The organism is Grimontia celer (assembly GCF_900055185.1).
Classification (GTDB): domain Bacteria; phylum Pseudomonadota; class Gammaproteobacteria; order Enterobacterales; family Vibrionaceae; genus Enterovibrio; species Enterovibrio celer.
On sequence record NZ_FIZX01000001.1, the window covers coordinates 91,444 to 110,982 of the forward strand.

Annotated in this window: 18 protein-coding genes; 12 read left to right on the top strand and 6 right to left on the bottom strand. The window is 49.2% G+C overall.

Going from position 1 to position 19,539, the window contains the following annotated elements; translation table 11 throughout:
- Nucleotides 1-213: 213 nt before the first annotated feature.
- The 3 genes from ppk2 to GCE9029_RS00395 all read right to left on the bottom strand — a co-directional run bounded on the left by ppk2 (nt 214) and on the right by GCE9029_RS00395 (nt 2,957).
- Nucleotides 214-1,038 (bottom strand): polyphosphate kinase 2, encoded by an 825-nt coding sequence (gene ppk2, locus GCE9029_RS00385; protein ID WP_062660565.1) that lies wholly within the window; start codon nt 1,036-1,038, stop codon nt 214-216.
- Nucleotides 1,039-1,124: 86 nt separating this feature from the next.
- Nucleotides 1,125-1,859: a copper homeostasis protein CutC gene (locus tag GCE9029_RS00390; protein ID WP_062660566.1), complete on the bottom strand. Its 735-nt coding sequence runs from the start codon at nt 1,857-1,859 to the stop codon at nt 1,125-1,127.
- 495 nt (nt 1,860-2,354) lie between these two features.
- Nucleotides 2,355-2,957, bottom strand: a complete 603-nt coding sequence (locus GCE9029_RS00395) for a peroxiredoxin C (protein WP_062660567.1) — start codon at nt 2,955-2,957, stop codon at nt 2,355-2,357.
- Between the two features lie 129 nt (nt 2,958-3,086).
- Here GCE9029_RS00395 and GCE9029_RS00400 point away from each other — a divergent pair, with 129 nt between their 5' ends.
- From GCE9029_RS00400 to aceA, 3 genes are all read left to right on the top strand, one after another.
- Nucleotides 3,087-3,983, top strand: coding sequence for a hydrogen peroxide-inducible genes activator (locus tag GCE9029_RS00400; protein ID WP_046304055.1), 897 nt, complete (start codon nt 3,087-3,089; stop codon nt 3,981-3,983).
- A gap of 696 nt (nt 3,984-4,679) precedes the next feature.
- Entirely contained in the window at nt 4,680-6,287 is a 1,608-nt protein-coding gene (gene aceB / locus GCE9029_RS00405; protein ID WP_062660568.1) for a malate synthase A, read from the top strand.
- A 42-nt stretch (nt 6,288-6,329) separates the two neighbouring features.
- The gene (gene aceA, locus GCE9029_RS00410) at nt 6,330-7,634 is read left to right on the top strand and encodes an isocitrate lyase (protein WP_062660569.1); all 1,305 of its coding nucleotides are present in this window, start codon (nt 6,330-6,332) and stop codon (nt 7,632-7,634) included.
- Nucleotides 7,635-7,814: 180 nt separating this feature from the next.
- Here the strand turns inward: aceA and GCE9029_RS00415 are convergent, their stop codons facing one another.
- Both GCE9029_RS00415 and GCE9029_RS00420 read right to left on the bottom strand, forming a co-directional pair.
- Complete coding sequence (locus tag GCE9029_RS00415; protein WP_062660570.1) at nt 7,815-8,411, bottom strand: acyl carrier protein phosphodiesterase; 597 nt, start codon at nt 8,409-8,411, stop codon at nt 7,815-7,817.
- A gap of 67 nt (nt 8,412-8,478) precedes the next feature.
- The gene (locus tag GCE9029_RS00420; RefSeq protein ID WP_062660571.1) at nt 8,479-8,928 is read right to left on the bottom strand and encodes a CBS domain-containing protein; all 450 of its coding nucleotides are present in this window, start codon (nt 8,926-8,928) and stop codon (nt 8,479-8,481) included.
- A 192-nt stretch (nt 8,929-9,120) separates the two neighbouring features.
- On the opposite strand from GCE9029_RS00420, the gene GCE9029_RS00425 reads away from it, so the two are divergent.
- From GCE9029_RS00425 to secF, 7 genes are all read left to right on the top strand, one after another.
- Nucleotides 9,121-10,098 (top strand): serine protease, encoded by a 978-nt coding sequence (locus GCE9029_RS00425; protein WP_062660572.1) that lies wholly within the window; start codon nt 9,121-9,123, stop codon nt 10,096-10,098.
- A gap of 152 nt (nt 10,099-10,250) precedes the next feature.
- Nucleotides 10,251-11,273 (top strand): S1 family peptidase, encoded by a 1,023-nt coding sequence (locus tag GCE9029_RS00430; RefSeq protein ID WP_197475307.1) that lies wholly within the window; start codon nt 10,251-10,253, stop codon nt 11,271-11,273.
- Between the two features lie 107 nt (nt 11,274-11,380).
- Nucleotides 11,381-12,436, top strand: coding sequence for a tRNA preQ1(34) S-adenosylmethionine ribosyltransferase-isomerase QueA (gene queA, locus GCE9029_RS00435; protein ID WP_062660574.1), 1,056 nt, complete (start codon nt 11,381-11,383; stop codon nt 12,434-12,436).
- Between the two features lie 148 nt (nt 12,437-12,584).
- Entirely contained in the window at nt 12,585-13,712 is a 1,128-nt protein-coding gene (tgt, locus tag GCE9029_RS00440; protein WP_062660575.1) for a tRNA guanosine(34) transglycosylase Tgt, read from the top strand.
- A gap of 81 nt (nt 13,713-13,793) precedes the next feature.
- Nucleotides 13,794-14,123, top strand: coding sequence for a preprotein translocase subunit YajC (gene yajC, locus GCE9029_RS00445; RefSeq protein WP_002536925.1), 330 nt, complete (start codon nt 13,794-13,796; stop codon nt 14,121-14,123).
- A 26-nt stretch (nt 14,124-14,149) separates the two neighbouring features.
- On the top strand, nt 14,150-16,003 hold the full coding sequence (gene secD, locus GCE9029_RS00450; protein ID WP_062660576.1) for a protein translocase subunit SecD: 1,854 nt from the start codon (nt 14,150-14,152) through the stop codon (nt 16,001-16,003).
- A gap of 12 nt (nt 16,004-16,015) precedes the next feature.
- Entirely contained in the window at nt 16,016-16,966 is a 951-nt protein-coding gene (gene secF / locus GCE9029_RS00455; RefSeq protein WP_002536928.1) for a protein translocase subunit SecF, read from the top strand.
- A gap of 207 nt (nt 16,967-17,173) precedes the next feature.
- On the opposite strand, the gene suhB is transcribed toward secF, so the two are convergent.
- Nucleotides 17,174-17,977, bottom strand: a complete 804-nt coding sequence (suhB, locus tag GCE9029_RS00460) for an inositol-1-monophosphatase (RefSeq protein ID WP_002536929.1) — start codon at nt 17,975-17,977, stop codon at nt 17,174-17,176.
- A 185-nt stretch (nt 17,978-18,162) separates the two neighbouring features.
- Here suhB and trmJ point away from each other — a divergent pair, with 185 nt between their 5' ends.
- Nucleotides 18,163-18,894 carry a tRNA (cytosine(32)/uridine(32)-2'-O)-methyltransferase TrmJ gene (gene trmJ, locus GCE9029_RS00465; protein ID WP_062660577.1) on the top strand — a complete coding sequence of 244 codons (732 nt, stop codon included), beginning with the start codon at nt 18,163-18,165 and terminating at the stop codon, nt 18,892-18,894.
- 110 nt (nt 18,895-19,004) lie between these two features.
- Nucleotides 19,005-19,529, top strand: coding sequence for a Fe-S cluster assembly transcriptional regulator IscR (gene iscR / locus GCE9029_RS00470; protein ID WP_062660578.1), 525 nt, complete (start codon nt 19,005-19,007; stop codon nt 19,527-19,529).
- The last annotated feature ends 10 nt before the right edge of the window (nt 19,530-19,539 follow it).

A 19,539-nucleotide genomic window follows, 5' to 3' on the forward strand; every position in this document is an offset into this window, starting at 1 on the left:
CGGGTGAGTGAGCGAGAAAATCTGATATTTGAAGCAGTCCCTCAATTCAGAATCGTGAACTGGCAGTAAATGCACAGTGGTGACGTTTTTATGACGTAATTACAGTGGTTTACGAAGTTTTGACGCTGTCTGGAAAGGTCGTCTTTGAGGTGTATTTTCAAGACAAAAAAGCGCAGCTTTTATCGGCTGCGCTTTTGGGGTGTGGTGATCGGCTTATCGCTCTTCGGTGACATCCGGTACGAAGCTTTGGCTTTCGAGCGGCACACGCACATAGCCTTCTTTGTTGATCTCCGGCAGATCGATGGTGTCATAGCTGATCGCCTCATACGGAATGCTGGAAAGCAGATGGGAAATGCAGTTCAGGCGTGCACGCTTTTTGTTGTCGGCTTCCACTACCCACCACGGGGATTCTTTGGTGTCTGTGTAGGCGAACATCTTGTCTTTCGCTTCACTGTATTCTTTCCAGCGGCTTCGGGATTCCAAATCCATCGGGCTGAACTTCCAGCGCTTCATCGGGGTGTTGATGCGTTCACTGAAGCGCTTTTCCTGCACTTCATCGGAAACCGAGAACCAGTATTTCAGCAGGATAATGCCGGAACGTTGCAGCATACGCTCGAACTCGGGGCAGGTACGCATGAACTCGTCGTATTGCTCGTCGCTACAAAAGCCCATCACGCGTTCAACGCCTGCGCGGTTATACCAGCTTCGGTCAAACAGGACGATTTCGCCTGCAGCGGGAAGATGAGAGACGTAGCGTTGGAAATACCATTGGGTGCGCTCACGCTCGGTGGGTTTATCCAGCGCGACAATACGGCAGACGCGGGGGTTGAGCTTTTCGGTAATGCGCTTTATCACGCCGCCTTTACCTGCGGCATCGCGCCCTTCGAAGACGACGACCACTTTCAGGCCTTTGAGTTTGACCCATTCCTGAAGTTTGACGAGTTCCGTCTGTAGCTCAGCGAGTTTGTTCTCGTAGGCTTCGTTGCTGAGTTTCGCTTTCTTCTTTTTCGTTGGCTTGTCTTGTTCTTCGCTCGCCATGTGCCACGTCCTTTTCCTCGGGTTGTGCTGCCACCCTAAAAAAGAAAGGAGGATGATTTCAATCCCCCTTTCGGAAAAGTGCGAGCTTAGCGAGTTAGCGCTGCGAGTGTGTCTTTGATTGTCTCAGGGTTGGTGACTGTGATGGCAAAATCGTCACCGTTGCCCATGGTGGCGTTTTCGTTTTTAAAGGCCATGTGAGACTGACGGGTGGTTTTGCCGGAAAGGTGAATTTCGGTAACGCCTGTGGCATCGATGATGCGCTTGGCATTGTCAGGTGAAACGCCTGCGCCCGGCATGATTGATAGGCGGCCTTGGGTAAAGGCAGCCATGTCTTTCAGCATCTCAATGCCGTCTTCGGCGCGCTTGGCAAGGCCAGAGGTGAGGATGCGCTCTACCTTGTGCGCCATCAGAAATTCCAATGCATCAAACGGGGCAGAGCAGTGGTCAATCGCACGGTGGAAAGTAATGCCTATACCCGAAGCAGCTTTGATCATGTCACCGACGATGGTTTCATCGATTTTTCCGTCAGCCTGCAGCGCGCCAATCACCACGCCGTTAAGACCTGCCTGTTTCGCGGTGTGAATGTCTTCGAGCATGATTTCCACATCATCACCTGAATAAAGGAAGTCGCCTTCACGGGGACGGATAATGCCGTAAACCGGAATACCTGCGACACGCGCCGCGGCTTTCATGTAACCCGCGCTGGCAGTCAGGCCACCTGTCGCGAGTGAACTGCAAAGTTCAATACGCTTTGCACCTGCGCGCTCGGCAATAGGAAGGGATTCAATACTATCAATGCACACTTCAACCAAAACAGACATACAACACTCCTTGGAATTTGAGCTCTCATCATCAAGGAGTTGCATTCGGAATAGAAGATGGGGGCGTGTAAAAGTTTGGTAAAAGTTGGGGAAGAGCAGGAAGAGCAGGAAGAGCAGGAAGAGCAGGTCCTAGGTCCTAGGAAGAGCAAGAGCGAGAAAGAGCAGAGATGAGATTTTAGATAAGAGAAAAAGCAGGAAAGCGAAGATATAGATTAGAGCAATGCGAGAAAATGCGCTGAAAGTTGGGCGTGTCTGGAAATCAATTTAATGACCGAGAGTCTGCTTTTCCTAGGACCTCGTTCCTAGGATCTAGGACCTAAATAGTCCCTTTGGAGCTCAAAAGTGTGGGCTTTTACAAGAGGGGATAAATCCCAGATTTTCCGGGGATCAGATACAAAAAGGGCCCGGTGGTCCGGGCCTCATTCTATTTTTATAGCTGACTTTGGCTTTACGCTTACGCGTTAGGGGGAAACTGCGCGAGCAGTTAGCCAAATATTACAGGTCGTCAGAGTGCTCAGACAGGAACGCTGCAACACCTTTAGGAGATGCGTCCATACCTGCTTTGCCTTCTTCCCACTGTGCTGGACAAACTTCACCGTTCTTCTGGTGGAAGTTCAGTGCGTCAACCATGCGCAGCATCTCGTCGATGTTACGGCCCAGTGGCAGGTCGTTAACAACTTGGTGACGTACCAGACCGTCTTCGTCGATCAGGAAAGAACCACGGAAAGCAACGCCTGCTTCTGGGTGCTCTACGTCGTATGCTTTACAGATTTCGTGCTTAACGTCTGCAACCAGTGGGTATTTAACCTGGCCGATACCGCCGTCTTCAACAGCAGTGTTACGCCATGCGTTGTGAGAGAACTGAGAGTCGATAGAAACGCCGATTACTTCAACGCCTTTCTCTTGGAAGTCAGCGTGACGCTTGTCGAAAGCGATCAGCTCAGAAGGACATACGAAAGTGAAGTCCAGTGGGTAGAAGAACAGAACCGCTTTCTTACCTTTGGTGAATTCTTTCAGGTTGAAGTTTTCTACGATTTCACCATTGCCCAGTACTGCTGCTGCAGTGAAGTCTGGGGCTTGACGGCCTACTAGTACCATTTCTCAGCTCCTAAAATGTCTAATTTTCAGGCATGAATGCCTTGATTCATCTATGAACGGGACAAACTATAATGGAACTGCTAGATTGAAAAAAGTGAATTAAATAGATTAACGTAATCGGAAAAATCGATGACTAAATTCCCTTCTCTCAAACAACTCCATTACTTGGTCACACTGTATGAGACGCGCCATTTCGGTGAGGCGGCCAAACAGTGTTTCGTCAGTCAGTCTACACTAAGTTCCGGCATTCAAAACCTTGAAGACCTGATTGGATCTCAGCTTATTGAGCGCGATAACAAAACACTGGTATTTTCGGCTATCGGTGAAGATGTTGTGTCTCGAAGTCGGGAAATCTTGGCACGTAGTCAAGATTTAATGGAGCTGACCCAAGTCAGTGAAAGCCCGATGCAGGGCAAGCTACGTGTAGGCTGCATTCCCACTATCGCTCCTTTCCTTCTCTGTGACTTGGTGCAGGCAGTGAACCAGCGCTTTCCCGAGCTTGATTTACTGCTGCGCGAAGACACCACTGCAAATCTGCTCATGGCGCTGAAAAGCGGTGAGATGGATGTGCTGATTCTGGCGCTACCTGTCGAAATCGGTGGCATGCAAAGCCGTATCGTGGGGAAAGACTCGTTTAAGATGGTGCTAAACAGTGCTCAGGCGCAAGGGATCCCTGTTCCTATCCACTATTCTGATCTGCCGGATGAGTCGGTATTTCTGCTGGAGCGTGAACATTGCCTGACAGACCACGCAGTCTCAGCCTGTCAGCTCACAAGCACAGAGAAAATTAACCCTTTTACCGCGACCAGTCTTCACACCTTGGTGCAAATGGTCGCGAATGGGTTGGGCACGACTTTCATTCCCCAAATGGCCATCAATCATGGGCTCATCGAAAATCTCGATTTGGTGGTGATGGAACCACCGGGGCGGGAGGCTTACCGCGAAATTGGGCTGGTGTGGCGCCCTACTTCGAGCCGCAAACCCACCTTTGAAGCGCTTGCTGATCTGGTTGAAACTCTCCTTTAAGTACCGTTCTGGTACTCAAATCCGGGGAAGTGACATCGTTAACATAAGTGCCATAGTGCATAAAACGATGAAATTTCCTCTGGTTTTTCAAGATTCTTTAGCTCTCATTAGGTTTTGAAATAACTTTGGTGAATTGTGCTGATATTTTGACTCCATGCGGAACTATGCTCCATTTACACTTTAGTAACTCCCCTGCATTTCTGAAATTAAATTCTGTCGGTATCCCTACATATTTCTCGTCAATTATTAAGCACTTAAGTTGAATGTCTGTTAGTGATTGTAAAAAGAACTTATTGTTAACCTTTTGTTATAAAAAGATTTTCTGCAAAAAATAATATTGGCTGCTACGTTTAAAACAGGTGAATTCAATATTCAACAGGTTGACTCTAAAAGTAATTTAATTTCGTAAGTGCTTACAAAAATGGCACTAAGGGATGAGAAAGTCACAAACGGAAGAACAATCTGAGAATCGTTTTAATTCAGTGTTTTGAGTTAAAACTCTATATTTTATAAGTTATTGATTTATATATATTTATATGATTTAAGACTTAAGTCTAACCCCTTTGGCAGTGTTGACGGGCAAAAATAAATACGCCAGTTTAGAAGGGTGTTTCGGCGATAAGAAAGCAATCGAAGCAGTAAGGGATTAATTGATATTGTTGTGATTTAGTTACAAATGGAAATGGAGGGCGTTTTATGGAATCACAAGCACAACAAGCTTTAAAGGAATTGTCGTTTGTTCCGCCGATCACTGAGATGGAATCTGATGTACTAACTGATGAAGCGCTCTCTTTCATCCTAAAACTTGCCACCCGCTTTGCGCACCGTGTACCAGAACTACTGGAAGCCCGAGAAGCACGTCAGGCGCAATTTGATGCGGGTGCCACTCCTGACTTTCTGCCTGACACGGCGGAAATCCGAAATGGTGATTGGCGCATTCGCGGTATTCCTGAAGATCTGCAAGACCGCCGCTTGGAAATCACCGGCCCGCCAGAGCGAAAAATGGTGATTAATGCCCTGAATGCCAACGTAAAAGTGTTCATGGCGGACTTTGAAGATTCATTCTCGCCAGTTTGGGGGCCTGTGCTGCAAGGTCAGCGTAACTTGACTGACGCGATTAACCGCACCATTTCTTACAACAACCCGGCGACAGGCAAACACTATGCCCTCGGCGATGACCCATCAGTGCTGATTTGCCGTGTTCGTGGCCTTCATCTGAAAGAAAAGCACGTGCTACTCAACGGCACGCCAATTCCAGGTGCGCTGCTGGATTTCGGTTTGTATTTCTTCCGTAATCACAAAACCTTGCTGGAAAATGGCTCTGGCCCATATTTCTACCTGCCAAAACTGCAGGCGCATCAAGAAGCTGCATGGTGGAACGACGTGTTCTGCTTTGCGGAAGATGAGTTCAATCTGACCCGCGGCACCATCAAAGCAACCGTGCTTATCGAAACGCTGCCAGCTGTGTTCGAGATGGATGAAATTCTGCACGCGCTGAAAGACCACATTGTGGCACTGAATTGTGGCCGTTGGGACTACATCTTCAGCTATATCAAAACATTCCGTCACCACCCAGACCGCGTATTGCCGGATCGCCAGGTGGTGACGATGGAAAAACCTTTCCTGAACGCGTATTCGCGTCTTCTGGTGAAAACCTGTCACCACCGCGGTGCGATGGCAATGGGTGGCATGGCGGCGTTCATCCCGTCAAAAGACCCAGAGAAGAACGCCTGGGTTCTGGACAAAATCAATGCGGACAAATCGCTGGAAGCCAATAACGGTCATGACGGTACCTGGGTTGCTCACCCTGGTCTGGCAGACACGGCGAAAGCGGTATTCGATGCAGCGCTCGGCGAGCGTAAAAACCAACTCGATGTCATGCGTGAGCAAGACGCACCTATCACAGCCAAAGAGCTCACAGAGCCGTGTGAAGGTGACCGCACCGAGGAAGGCATGCGACACAACATTCGCGTGGCGGTGCAATACATCGAAGCTTGGATTTCGGGGAATGGATGTGTGCCTATCTATGGCCTGATGGAAGATGCGGCGACGGCGGAAATCTCCCGCGCTTCAATCTGGCAATGGATTAAACATGAAAAATCGCTCAGTAACGGTAAGACCGTAACCGCCGATTTCTTCCGCGCCTGTTTGGCCGAAGAGATGGAGGTGCTGAAGCAGGAACTAGGGGAAACCGTATTCAACGGCGGGAAATACCAGCAGGCGGCCAGTTTGATGGAGCAGCTGACCACCAGTGATGAGCTGGCAGATTTCCTGACGTTATCCGGATACGAATTGCTGGACTAACCACTGATTTTACAAACTTGAACATTGAGAGAGGGAAGCACAATGACTCTGACAAGACAGCAGCAAATTGAAGCATTGGAAAAAGACTGGGCTGAAAATCCGCGTTGGAAGAACGTGAAACGTACTTACACAGCGGAAGAAGTGGTTGCCCTGCGTGGTTCATTCGTACCGGAGCAGACCATTGCCCAGCGCGGTGCTGACAAGCTTTGGGAACTGGTTAACGGTAGCGCGAAGAAAGGCTACGTGAACTGTCTTGGCGCGCTGACCGGTGGTCAGGCTGTCCAGCAAGCAAAAGCAGGTATCGAAGCGATTTATCTGTCAGGTTGGCAGGTAGCTGCGGATAACAACACTGCATCTTCTATGTACCCTGACCAGTCACTTTACCCGGTAGATTCTGTACCTGCAGTGGTTAAGCGCATTAACAACTCTTTCCGTCGTGCAGACCAAATCCAGTGGTCTAAAGGTGGCACGCCGGAAGAAGGTACCGATTACTTCCTGCCAATCGTTGCTGATGCAGAAGCAGGCTTCGGTGGTGTTCTGAATGCTTACGAGCTGATGCGTTCGATGATTGAAGCGGGTGCCGCGGGTGTTCACTTTGAAGACCAGCTGGCATCGGTGAAGAAATGTGGTCACATGGGTGGTAAGGTGCTGGTTCCTACCCAAGAAGCCGTTCAAAAACTGGTTGCAGCACGTCTTGCTGCCGACGTTGCAGGCACCACCACCCTTGTGATTGCGCGTACTGATGCGAACGCAGCAGACCTGCTGACATCTGATTGTGACCCTTACGATAAAGACTTCATCGAAGGCGAGCGTACTTCTGAAGGTTTCTACAAGGTTCGTGCGGGTATCGATCAGGCGATTTCACGTGGTCTGGCTTACGCACCATATGCTGACCTTATCTGGTGTGAAACCGCTACACCGGATCTGGAAGAAGCACGTCAGTTCGCTGAAGCTATTCACGCACAGTACCCAGATCAACTGCTGGCTTACAACTGTTCTCCATCGTTCAACTGGGAGAAAAATCTGGACGCGCCAACCATCGCGAAGTTCCAACAGGCACTGTCAGACATGGGCTACAAGTACCAGTTCATCACTCTCGCGGGTATCCACAACATGTGGTACAACATGTTCGATCTGGCGCACGCTTATGCGCAAGGTGAAGGCATGCGTCACTACGTGGAGAAAGTACAGCGTCCTGAGTTTGAAGCAGCTGAGCGTGGTTACACCTTCGTTGCTCACCAACAGGAAGTGGGGACCGGTTACTTCGATAAGATGACAAACACTATTCAGGGCGGTAACTCTTCTGTGACAGCTCTGACAGGTTCTACCGAAGAAGATCAGTTCTAAAGCGTTACCCTAATCGGGCTGATAATCCAGCCATACCTATCGGCCCGATTACTTTTTATAACATGCAAAGTCCTTAGCTGTTCATGGGCCGGAGAGCCCAGGGGTTAACTACCCCAAATCCACGCTTTGAGCGACCTTCGGGTCGCTTTTTTTGTGCCTGTGATTTGAGGCTATTGAGAGTTAAGGCTGGTGATTAAAATCGCGAGCAGCGCTGAGCACATCTCTATATATAGAGGGAAAGGCATCCAGTAATATTTGTCGGTGAGCGACTAAGGTTTCTGCTGTCTCAGCCAGTGGTCCCATCCGCGGACTTCGGGATGACATGCGTCTAAGCGCAAAGGGCAGGGTGTTGATATCTGCATAAGAGGGGATCCAACCTTCCCGCCACATTTTATCTGAGAGGAACAAGTACCTTTCCGGAAGAGGGTTAGGCTCTTGCTGCGTGCTTGCCCGACACATTTCTTCAGCATTCCCGAGAAACTCGTTGAAACCGACATCATTGAAACGATCCCAATGATGGATGAGTGCATGATCCCAGAACATATCCAGGGCGATGGCACTGAAGCGGTAGAGACGCTTGGGAAATAGCGAACGGCAGGGCTTGATAGCCTCATGACTGTCGATGAAGCGATCCACATAACGGTGAAGATAGATGGCTTTAGTGGTTTCTGGCAGAAACTTTCCGTCGGGCTTTCCGCGAACAAAATCTGCCATCAGGTTTCCCATCAACTGGCTGTTGCTATGTTTGGCAATGTGTAAATGCGCCAGATAATTCACGCGCCCTCTGGATCTTTCCTTGAATCGGAGCACTTAGCCTATCTCAAGTGGCACGTGTTTGTCGCTATCAGACCACTTCTTCCTCTTCTTCCATTGGCTCCGTTTCTTCTTGGATCTCCAAAAGGTTAATGGCAATGGCAACGAAATCACTGTCGGTGATAATACCGACCAGCTTATCGTCTTCAACGACAGGCAAGCAGCCAATCTTACGCTTCTGCAAATATAGTGCAGCCTCCTTGAGCCCGGCACACGGTGACACCGTATATAAAGAACGCTTGAGGAAGCGCGACAAAGGCGCTTGCATTGGGTCGTTATCGCCAACTGCTTTTTCCAGACTGGATGTTTGAGCAGCGAGTACGTCACGCTGCGTGACCAGACCTTCTAGTTTTCCTAAAGCACTGACGATAGGAATGTGGCGAATACAACGGGAATCCATCAGGCACTTTGCGTCAGATATCTTATCCTTAGAAGAGAGTGTGATGGGGTCGGAACTCATCATGTCATTTACGGTAAACATTCTGCCTCCAGAAACACATAATAAAAGTAAGGCTATATCCCGAATGTAGCTAAAAAGGCAGAGACTTTAGGTGACGACATTCAAACTTCCATTCGGAAGATTTGAATGACACCAAGGTTGTTTCTAGCAGTAGCAACGCACCGGGGCGCAGTGGCGCCGAACAACACCTTTTTGTTTATAGGGGCGATGATAATGCGCATGAAACTCCTAATACTGTCCTTACTTTTTTCGTCATTTTTGGGGCAGGCCGCAGAGCCGTCTCCCAATGTTGTTGGTGGGACAGATGCTTCCATTAGCGACGCACCTTGGCAGGCTTTCCTCAGAATTGGTAACGCCTTTTGTGGTGGGGTAGTGATATCCAGCCGATGGATTTTGACCGCGGCACATTGCCTTGATACTGCCGATGACGATGACCCTTTTTCTCTGGCTTCAGCCAACACCGTCTCGGTTTATACGGGAACAGCGGAAATTAACGGGGCAAACTTTTCCAGCTTTCAATCTTCTGTCGAGGCAATTTATGCCAACAGCAGTTACAACAAAGACACGCTGCAAAACGATATTGCCTTGGTACAACTTTCCTCGGATGTTCATCCTAATGCTTCAACCGTGGTGTTGCCCAATGACACAGTACAGGCTGCCGTCGATGCGACAGGAAACCTCAACAACAATGATATGCGGCTAACTGGCTGGGGTTACACCGATACGGGGCGAAGCCAATCGACGACAACATTGCAAAAAGCCACGCTCTCAGCGGTAAGTGATGCAAGTTGTGCATCTGCTTGGGGTTCAACGCTGACAAACGTTTCTGACTATCAGTCCAAATATTTCTGCGCCCAGGCGAGTGGTGTTGGTGCTTGTAACGGAGACTCGGGCGGCCCATTGATTTGGTATGATCCTTCGCGCGCTGGTGATGCTGATGGCGGTGCGACTTTGATTGGTGTGGTGAGTTTTGGTGTGGCTTCGCAGTGCGCGTCGCCAACTATTCCTGATGTTTATACTCAGGTGGCCAGTTACACAGGCTGGATTTCCAACTGCCAGAGTGGGAGTTGTGCGAGCCGGTCTTCCGTAGTTGTAGAAAGCAGTGGGGGAGGTGGCAGTGGTAGCTTCGGTTTTTACGCAGTAGCAATTATTTTGCTTTCTGGATGGCGCATGACTCTCAGAGGTGCATAGAGTATGTGTTTGGTTGCACTTTTTGAGGTTTGGTATTGAGACTGTGATGTAAAATTGAGATTTGGCAGGTGTGACAAGCCACACAAGCTTGTGTTTCGGTGTCTATCCGATACCTTCGTTGAATGATAAGGAAGTTATTCGCGAGGAAAGTAATGAGAAGTTGGCAACTTACCGCTCTGGCTATAACAATGGGCTTTAGTAGTTTAGCCAGTGCTAGCACTGCTGTTACTCCTGAGCCGAGGATTATCGGCGGTGGCTATGAACCCATAGGTAATGTGCCTTGGCAAGTTTTCATTCAATCGAATTCTGGCTTGGGAGATTACGTCTGCGGTGGTGTGGTCATTTCAGAACAGTATGTTCTCACTGCTGCGCATTGTATGGACAAGGATCTTGTTGATGGTGATGGAAATGTTGTTCCTTATTTACCTAGCGAAGTGACTGTTTATTCCGGTGTTGAGGATTTGAGCAATCTCGCCGGAAATGAGATCTCAGTAAGCGAAATAACGATTCATCCAAACTATAACGACTTTTCTTTAGTGTTCGATATTGCAGTAATACGCTTGGCCGGCAATTTGCCGAGTAGCGCTCAACCTGTTGTTATCCTCCCACCTTCAGACGAAACTCAGCTAGAGAGCGAATTCTCGTTAGCTACACCAAATAATCTATTCGTTGGTGGATGGGGCCGATTTTCTAATAGTTCTAACAGTATTAGTCGATACTACAAAAGTACGGTGCTCACAGGAGAGCCAGACAGTCAATGCTCCATCATCAATCTAACAGACAGCTCAGATTATCTTTGTGCTACTTCTAACGAGGTAACAGGCTCTTGTAATGGAGATTCTGGAGGTGGCTTGATTTGGCGTGATCCCTCACATGCTTCTGATAGTGATATGGGATATCGTGTTGTTGGTGTGGTGAGTTGGGGAAGTAACACATGTGGTATTCCTGGCGATGAAGATGTGTTTGCCCAAGTCACATCTTATTATTCTTGGATTGATACACAGGTGGGTGGATATACGCCACCAAACTCCACTTTTACTGTCGATATATTTGATACGAGTGATAGCTATGATCCGACACCGACATCCCCTGCTCCCTCTGGAGGTGGCGGCTCTTTCGCTTGGCTATCACTGCTCTCATTAGGGCTTCTGACTTTCCGTCGCCGACTGTCATAACTCTTCACAATTTGCCTGCTGGAATTGCAGCGTGCAAGCCCCATCCTGCTTGATATTGCAGCACAGCGGCCTATACTAGCGGGCTGCTGTAGAATGGGGCTTTTTCGATGCAAGTATCCGATTTTCATTTTGACCTTCCAGACTCGCTGATCGCGCGTTATCCGCAGGCTGATCGTACTGCAAGCCGTTTGCTGCAACTGAACGGCAATACCGGTGAGCTGAGTCATAAGCAATTCACTGACATCCTTGATCTTGTCGAGCCAGGTGACTTGATGGTGTTCAATAACACCCGGGTAATCCCTGCGCGTGTCTATGGCCGCAAAGCGTCCGGTGGCAAGATTGAAGTGCTTGTGGAGCGTATGCTGGATGAGAAGTCGATCCTTGCACATGTTCGTGCTTCTAAACCGCCTAAGCCGGGTACACAATTGTTCCTGGGTGAAAATGACGAGTTTGAAGCGGAAATGGTTGCCCGTCATGATGCGCTTTTTGAAATCCACTTCAGCGGCGAGCAAGCTGTTCTTGATATCTTAAATCAGGTTGGCCACATGCCGTTGCCACCTTACATCGATCGCCCTGATGAAGAGTCGGATAAAGAGCGTTACCAAACGGTTTACAACGAAAAACCGGGTGCAGTCGCTGCACCAACAGCAGGTCTGCACTTTGATGAAAACATCCTTGCAGCGCTGAAAGAGAAAGGCGTAGAAACGGCATTTGTGACTCTTCACGTTGGCGCGGGTACTTTCCAACCCGTGCGTGTCGATGACATCAATGATCACGTGATGCATTCCGAATATGCTGAAGTGCCGCAAGAAGTGGTAGATGCAGTTCTGGCAACCAAAGCGCGCGGAAACCGCGTGATTGCAGTAGGCACAACGTCAGTCCGTTCACTGGAAAGTGCGGCTCAGCATTCAAAGAATGAAAGCACTGAGCTGAAACCTTTCTTCAACGATACCCAGATTTTCATCTATCCGGGTTACGAATGGCAGCTGGTGGACGCATTGGTGACTAACTTCCACCTGCCGGAATCGACGCTGATCATGCTGGTGTCTTCTTTTGCAGGTTATGAGCATGTGATGAATGCCTATCAAGAAGCCGTGAACAATGAATATCGTTTCTTCAGTTACGGAGATGCGATGTTTGTCACCCGCCAGACTGAGGTATAATCAGACGCTGGCTTTTACACCGCATCGCCTTTGGGGATGAGGTGACTCCAAATTCAACTGGCTGTCAGCAGATTTGCGACAGCCAGTTTTGTCTCTGTGCGACAGGCACATTAGCGCCAGACTGTTTCTCTGGCATTTCGGAGGTATCGTGAAATACGAACTGATTAAGAAAGAAGGCCGTGCGCGTCGTGGTCGTCTGGTTTTTGAACGTGGCACTGTTGAAACCCCGGCATTTATGCCAGTGGGTACTTACGGCACCGTAAAAGGGATGACACCGGAAGAAGTGGCTGACACCGGCGCACAAATCCTTCTGGGTAACACTTTCCACCTATGGCTGCGTCCTGGTCAGGAAATTATGCGTGCCCACGGTGACCTGCATGATTTTATGAATTGGCAGGGTCCTATCCTGACCGATTCAGGCGGTTTCCAGGTATTCAGCCTGGGTGCAATGCGCAAAATCACCGAAGAAGGCGTGCATTTCCGCAACCCTGTCAACGGTGACAAGATTTTCATGGACGCAGAAAAGTCGATGGAAATCCAATACGACCTGGGTTCTGACATCGTGATGATCTTCGACGAATGTACGCCATACCCGGCGACACACGAAGAAGCGAAGAAATCGATGGAAATGAGCCTGCGTTGGGCACAGCGTAGCCGCAACCACTTCGACAAAATGGGCAACAAAAATGCACTGTTTGGCATCGTTCAAGGGTCTGTCTATGAAGACCTGCGTGATGTGTCAGTCGAAGGCCTGACCAATATTGGTTTTGATGGTTACGCGGTCGGTGGCCTGGCTGTGGGTGAACCAAAAGAAGACATGCATCGCGTTCTGGAACATACCTGTCCAAAACTGCCTGAAGATAAGCCACGTTACCTGATGGGCGTAGGTAAACCGGAAGATTTGGTGGAAGGTGTTCGCCGTGGTATTGACATGTTCGACTGTGTAATGCCAACGCGTAACGCGCGTAATGGCCACCTATTTGTGACTGGTGGTGTGATCAAGATCCGTAATGCGAAGCATAAAAGTGACACAACTGCACTGGATCCAGAGTGCGACTGTTACACTTGCCGCAACTACAGCAAGGCATATCTGCATCATCTTGATCGCTGTAACGAAATTCTGGGCGCACGTCTCAACACCATCCACAACCTGCGTTACTACCAGCGCCTGATGGAGAGTTTGCGTAACGCTATTGACGAAGGTAGATTAGAGACCTTTGTTAAGGAATTCTACGAACGCCGTGGCCGTGAAGTGCCACCGCTGAAAGAAGACTAAGAATTCTCGCCTCGCCAAAAGAGTGCTTTTGGGGAGGCGAAAATCTAGAAAATGTTCATATTGATACGAGGACGTTACTGAATGTTTATTTCTCAAGCTCATGCAGCAGCAGAAGGCGCACCACAAGGCGGCGGTATGCAGCTATTTATCATGCTTGGCCTGTTTGCCGTTATTTTCTATTTCATGATTTACCGTCCACAGGCGAAACGTGTGAAAGAGCACAAGAACCTGATGGCATCAATGGGCAAGGGCGATGAAGTTCTGACCGGTGGCGGCCTGGTGGGTAAAATCACCAAAATTTCAGATGACAACGACTTCATCGTTATCGCACTGAGCGACAACAACGAAGTGACCATCAAAAAGGATTTTGTGACTGCAGTTCTGCCAAAAGGCACTATTCAGTCGCTGTAAACCCATAGCCATAAAGGATCCTAGCAGTGCTAAACCGTTATCCTTTGTGGAAGTACATTATGGTGGTGTTGGTCATTTTTGTCGGCGCCCTTTATGCACTTCCCAATATCTACGGTGAAGATCCAGCGGTTCAAATCACCGGGGCGCGTGGCGCCTCGGTTGATCTCTCCACACTGGACACCGTCAAATCTTCCCTCGAAAAAGATAAAATCTCTTATAAATCCATTGCGCTAGAAAACGGCACTGTACTGGTTCGTTTCTCCGACACTGATAATCAGATTGAAGCTCGTGACGTCTTAAACGGCGAACTCAAAGATGATGGTCTGATTGTTGCGCTTAACCTTGCTCCTGCAACGCCTGATTGGCTGGAAGCAATTGGTGCTAACCCAATGAAACTGGGTCTGGACCTCCGTGGTGGTGTGCATTTCCTGATGGAAGTGGACATGGATGCGGCAATGGAAAAACTCCTCACCCAGCAGGAAGACACCTTCCGTACTGAACTTCGTGAAGCCAAAATCCGCTATCGTGGTATCCGCGTCGGCGGTGATGAAAATATTGAAGTCATGCTGCGTAACGAAGCGGACATGGATGCTGCAGAAAGTGAACTCGCAAGACTGCACCCAGATATGGTGTTCAGCACCGATAGTGCCCGTTTTGCCGTTTCTGCGAAATTCACTGAGGAACGTCTTCAGGAAATTCGTAACTACGCCGTTGAGCAGAACATTACAATCCTGCGTAACCGTGTGAATGAACTGGGTGTTGCAGAACCATTGGTACAACGCCAGGGCGCAAGCCGTATCGTAGTTGAGTTACCGGGTGTTCAAGACACTGCACGTGCAAAAGAAATCCTGGGTGCAACAGCAACCCTGGAATTCCGTGAAGTTGATGACAGCGCCGATCCGGTTGCTGCGGCTGCTGGCCGTGTTCCACCGGGCAGTGAAATCAAATACACCCGCGACGGTCGTCCGGTTGTGCTGAAAAAACGTGTGATTCTGGGCGGCTCAAGCATCACTGATGCGAGCTCGAGCTTCGACGAATACAGTCGTCCGCAGGTGAACATCTCACTGGATAGCGACGGCGGCAGCAAAATGGCAGCGTTCAGTAAGAACAATGTCGGCAAGCTGATGGCGACGGTATTTGCGGAATATAAAGACAGCGGTAAGCGTGATGAAAACGGCAAGATTATCCTTTCCAAACATGAGGAAGTGATCAACCAGGCAACGATTCAGACTGCGCTGGGCCGTAACTTCCGTATCACGGGTATCGACTCTCAAGCTGAAGCACATAACCTCGCACTGCTGCTGCGCGCAGGTGCTCTGATTGCACCAATCTCTATCGTTGAAGAGCGCACCATTGGTCCATCAATGGGTCAACAGAACATTGATATGGGTATCAAAGCTTGTATCTGGGGTCTGCTGGCGGTCATGTTGTTTACGCTTGTTTACTACCGTCGTTTCGGTCTTTTTGCGAACTGCGCGCTGGCGGCGAACATCATCCTGATTATCGGTGTGATGTCGATGATTCCAGGGGCAACCATGACCCTGCCGGGTATCGCAGGTATCGTTCTGACAGTAGGTATGGCGGTTGATGCCAACGTCCTTATCTTTGAGCGTATCCGTGAGGAACTCAATGAAGGGCGTAATCCTCAGCAAGCGATCCATCAGGGTTATGCGAACGCATTCAGCACCATTGCCGATGCGAACATCACCACACTGATCACTGCAATCATTCTGTTTGCTGTGGGCACAGGCGCGGTGAAAGGCTTCGCTGTGACACTGTCGATCGGTATTCTGACGTCTATGTTTACTGCAATTATCGGTACCCGTTGCCTGGTTAACCTGGTGTACGGCGGTAAGCGCATTAACAAGCTGTCGATTTAAGGAGGCATTAAGATGTTTCAACTATTAAGGCCTGACTTTAGCATCGACTTTATGCGTTGGTCGAAGCCGGCATTTTTCTTGTCGGTTGTCATGATTGCCGCTTCTATTTTCAGCCTGTCTACCAAATGGCTGAACTGGGGCTTGGACTTCACCGGTGGTACGCTGATTGAAGTGGGTTTTGAGCAACCAGCAAACCTGCCACTGATTCGTGAATCACTGGAAGCAAAAGGCTTTGGTGATGCGATCGTTCAGAACTTTGGTACTGCACGTGACGTGATGGTTCGTCTTCGTCCACGCGAAGATGCGCAGGGTGAATTACTGGGTAACCAGATTCTGGATGCCATTAAAGAAGGTACGGGTCAGGCAGTAGAAATGCGCCGTATCGAGTTCGTTGGCCCGAACGTGGGTGACGAACTGACAGAAGCAGGTGGTCTGGCGATACTGGTATCGCTGATCTGTATTCTGCTTTATGTCTCTTTGCGATTCGAGTGGCGCCTGGCGGCGGGTGCAGTTGTTTCTCTCGCACACGACGTGATTATCACGCTGGGTATCTTCTCGTTCCTTCAGATCGAAGTTGACCTGACCATCGTCGCAGCATTGTTGACCGTTGTCGGTTACTCACTCAACGATACCATCGTTGTTTATGACCGTATCCGTGAAAACTTCCGCAAGATGCGTAAGGGCGATGCCGATGAAATAGTGAACGCGTCTGTGTCGCAGACACTAAGCCGTACTTTGATTACGTCTGGTACAACGTTGTTCGTAGTGATTGCGCTCTTCCTTCAAGGCGGTGCCATGATCCACGGCTTTGCGACTGCATTGCTGATTGGTATTACTATCGGTACCTACTCGTCTATCTACGTGGCTTCTGCACTGGCGCTCAAGTTGGGTATTACCCGCGAGCATCTGCTTCCACCGCCACCGGTGGAAAAAGAAGGCGAAGAATTCGACAGTATGCCTTAACAAAAAACGGAGCCGATTGGCTCCGTTTTTGTTTGAGGCCCTAGGGCCTAGGAAAAGCAGGTCCTAGGAAAAGCAGGTCCTAGGAAGAGCAATAGCACTAGGTATATGGATCTAACGGCTTAAACGACCTAGCCAGTCCCCAGCGCTCCTAGCCCATAAACAAAAACGGCGTCCCGAGGGACGCCGTTTTATTGATTCCAAAGAACCTTATTTTTTCATCGCTTCATTCGCGTTGTCGCGAATTTTCGCCAAAATACCTTTCAGTACTTTAGGATTCGCAGTCACGATGTTGCCAGACTGAACGTAGTCAGTACCGCCAGCGAAGTCAGTACAAATGGCACCTGCTTCACGGGCAATCAGTTCACCTGCAGCGATATCCCAAGGTTTCAGGCCCAGCTCGAAGAAACCATCTACGCGACCAGCAGCTACATAACACAGGTCAAGAGCAGCAGAACCAGTGCGGCGGAAGTCAGCACAGTCTACAAACAGTGCGCTAACAACTTTGATGAAGCCTTCTGAGTGTTGCTTGGCTTTGAACGGGAAGCCAGTTGCCAGAACGGTGCCGTTCAAATCTTTCGCAACGCCTACACGGATGCGCTTGCTGTTCAGCTGCGCACCTGCGCCACGCTGAGCAGAGAAAAGTTCGTTACGGATTGGATCGTAAACACACGCAACTTCGGTACGGCCTTTAATGCGCAGGGCAATAGACACAGAGAAGTGCGGAAAGTTTTTAACGAAGTTTGTGGTGCCATCCAGTGGGTCGATGATCCATTGGTAATCAGTGTCTTTACCTGCAACCACACCGGCTTCTTCAGTCACGATGTTGTGTTCAGGGTAAGACTTCTTGATTACGTCGATAATGATTTGCTCAGCTGCTTTGTCGATATTAGTAACAAAGTCGTTAGAACCTTTCTGAGTGGTTTCAACGTTATCAGAGTTCTCAGCAGATTTAGCGATAAAGTCGCCAGCCTTTCGCGCTGCGCGAATGGCAATATTTAGCATAGGATGCATACGAATTTCCCAACGGATGTTAAAGAACAGAAAGCGGCGGCGAGTATATCAGAGCTGAACCAAAAGGGAAGCGGTTATTTTTTGGTCATTCGTCTTTTCTGGCAGGTTGTAAAAAGGGTAAAACAAAAGCTGTTGTGTTAGAATCCGGCGGCTTTTCTTCCTCAAAGTAATTCAGTGATAGCTAAATGTTAGAAAATATTCGAATTGTGCTGGTGGGTACCACGCATTCAGGCAACATCGGTTCCGCGGCTCGTGCAATGAAAGTGATGGGCCTGAAAAATATGGTGCTTGTCGCTCCTGAATGTAAAGTCGATGGGCAGGCGATAGCGCTTGCTGCTGGCGCCAGTGATATTGCTAACAATGCGCGTATCGTTGATACCGTAGAAGAGGCGGTTGCCGATTGTGGTCTGGTGATTGGCACCAGCGCCCGCAACCGTTCACTCGAATGGCCAATGCTGGACTCTAGAGAGTGTGGCGTGAAAGCCATTGAAGAAGCAGCGCAACATCCAGTGGCATTTGTTTTCGGTCGTGAACGCACTGGCCTGACAAATGACGAGCTTCAAGCCTGTCATTTCCATGTGGCTATTCCGGCAAACCCGGAATACAGCTCGCTGAACCTTGCTATGGCAGTACAAACCCTTTGCTATGAAGCGCGTATGGCTTGGCTTGATAGTCAAGCGTATAAAGGGGAAGTGAAAGAACAACCTTACCCTTTGGCTGAGGATCTGGAGCGTTTTTACGATCACCTTGAACAAGTTCTCGATACCACTGGATTTATCAATAAATCTCATCCGGGCATGGTCATGACAAAGCTGCGTCGATTGTTTAACCGTGCAAGGCCGGAAAGCCAAGAACTGAATATCCTTCGTGGTGTGCTTTCTTCGGTTGAAAAACACCACAAAGAGAAGCAAAAATAACCTCTATTAAAGAGGGGTTAAAAGCCTGACTAATTTACTAGGTTAAATACTTGACCACTTTAGTCGGGTATGTCAGACTCAGTGCAATACTCGCTCACAGGTAGGATGTTATGAGACTGACTTCGAAAGGCAGATATGCCGTAACTGCGATGCTCGATGTCGCGCTGCACTCCGAGATGGGGCCTGTGCCTCTAGCTGATATTTCAGAGCGTCAAGGGATCTCTCTGTCATATCTGGAGCAACTTTTCTCTCGCCTTCGTAAAGCAGGTCTGGTGTCCAGTGTACGTGGCCCAGGTGGCGGTTACCGACTAGGCGTGAGCGCAAATGAAATTGCAGTCGGTATGGTGATTGCCGCTGTTGATGAATCGGTAGATGCGACCAAGTGTCAGGGTAAAGGCGATTGCCAAGGTGGAACACGCTGCCTGACTCACACGCTTTGGCGTGATCTTAGCTCCCGTATCAGCAGCTTTTTGAATGACATTACGCTCGGCGAGCTCATGCAAGACAACGAAGTCAAGCAGATCGCGGATCGTCAGGATTCTTCACTTGAGTCCTCAACAATTGTTAGACATGGTTTAAACTCCAGTGGCAGTGAAAAGCCAGCCACCACTTTGGGTGTGAATTTTCGCTCGTAATTAGTAGTGC

What these genes read in the sequence shown, in the direction of transcription:
- GCE9029_RS00420 (WP_062660571.1), bottom strand. Translation starts at nt 8,928, where the DNA reads ATGTTTACCGTAAATGACATGATGAGTTCCGACCCCATCACACTCTCT.
- iscR (WP_062660578.1), top strand. Translation starts at nt 19,005, where the DNA reads ATGAGACTGACTTCGAAAGGCAGATATGCCGTAACTGCGATGCTCGAT.
- queA (WP_062660574.1), top strand. Translation starts at nt 11,381, where the DNA reads ATGCAAGTATCCGATTTTCATTTTGACCTTCCAGACTCGCTGATCGCG.
- aceB (WP_062660568.1), top strand. Translation starts at nt 4,680, where the DNA reads ATGGAATCACAAGCACAACAAGCTTTAAAGGAATTGTCGTTTGTTCCG.
- trmJ (WP_062660577.1), top strand. Translation starts at nt 18,163, where the DNA reads ATGTTAGAAAATATTCGAATTGTGCTGGTGGGTACCACGCATTCAGGC.
- yajC (WP_002536925.1), top strand. Translation starts at nt 13,794, where the DNA reads ATGTTTATTTCTCAAGCTCATGCAGCAGCAGAAGGCGCACCACAAGGC.
- suhB (WP_002536929.1), bottom strand. Translation starts at nt 17,977, where the DNA reads ATGCATCCTATGCTAAATATTGCCATTCGCGCAGCGCGAAAGGCTGGC.
- GCE9029_RS00425 (WP_062660572.1), top strand. Translation starts at nt 9,121, where the DNA reads ATGCGCATGAAACTCCTAATACTGTCCTTACTTTTTTCGTCATTTTTG.
- ppk2 (WP_062660565.1), bottom strand. Translation starts at nt 1,038, where the DNA reads ATGGCGAGCGAAGAACAAGACAAGCCAACGAAAAAGAAGAAAGCGAAA.
- GCE9029_RS00400 (WP_046304055.1), top strand. Translation starts at nt 3,087, where the DNA reads ATGACTAAATTCCCTTCTCTCAAACAACTCCATTACTTGGTCACACTG.
- GCE9029_RS00430 (WP_197475307.1), top strand. Translation starts at nt 10,251, where the DNA reads ATGAGAAGTTGGCAACTTACCGCTCTGGCTATAACAATGGGCTTTAGT.
- aceA (WP_062660569.1), top strand. Translation starts at nt 6,330, where the DNA reads ATGACTCTGACAAGACAGCAGCAAATTGAAGCATTGGAAAAAGACTGG.
- secF (WP_002536928.1), top strand. Translation starts at nt 16,016, where the DNA reads ATGTTTCAACTATTAAGGCCTGACTTTAGCATCGACTTTATGCGTTGG.
- GCE9029_RS00395 (WP_062660567.1), bottom strand. Translation starts at nt 2,957, where the DNA reads ATGGTACTAGTAGGCCGTCAAGCCCCAGACTTCACTGCAGCAGCAGTA.
- GCE9029_RS00390 (WP_062660566.1), bottom strand. Translation starts at nt 1,859, where the DNA reads ATGTCTGTTTTGGTTGAAGTGTGCATTGATAGTATTGAATCCCTTCCT.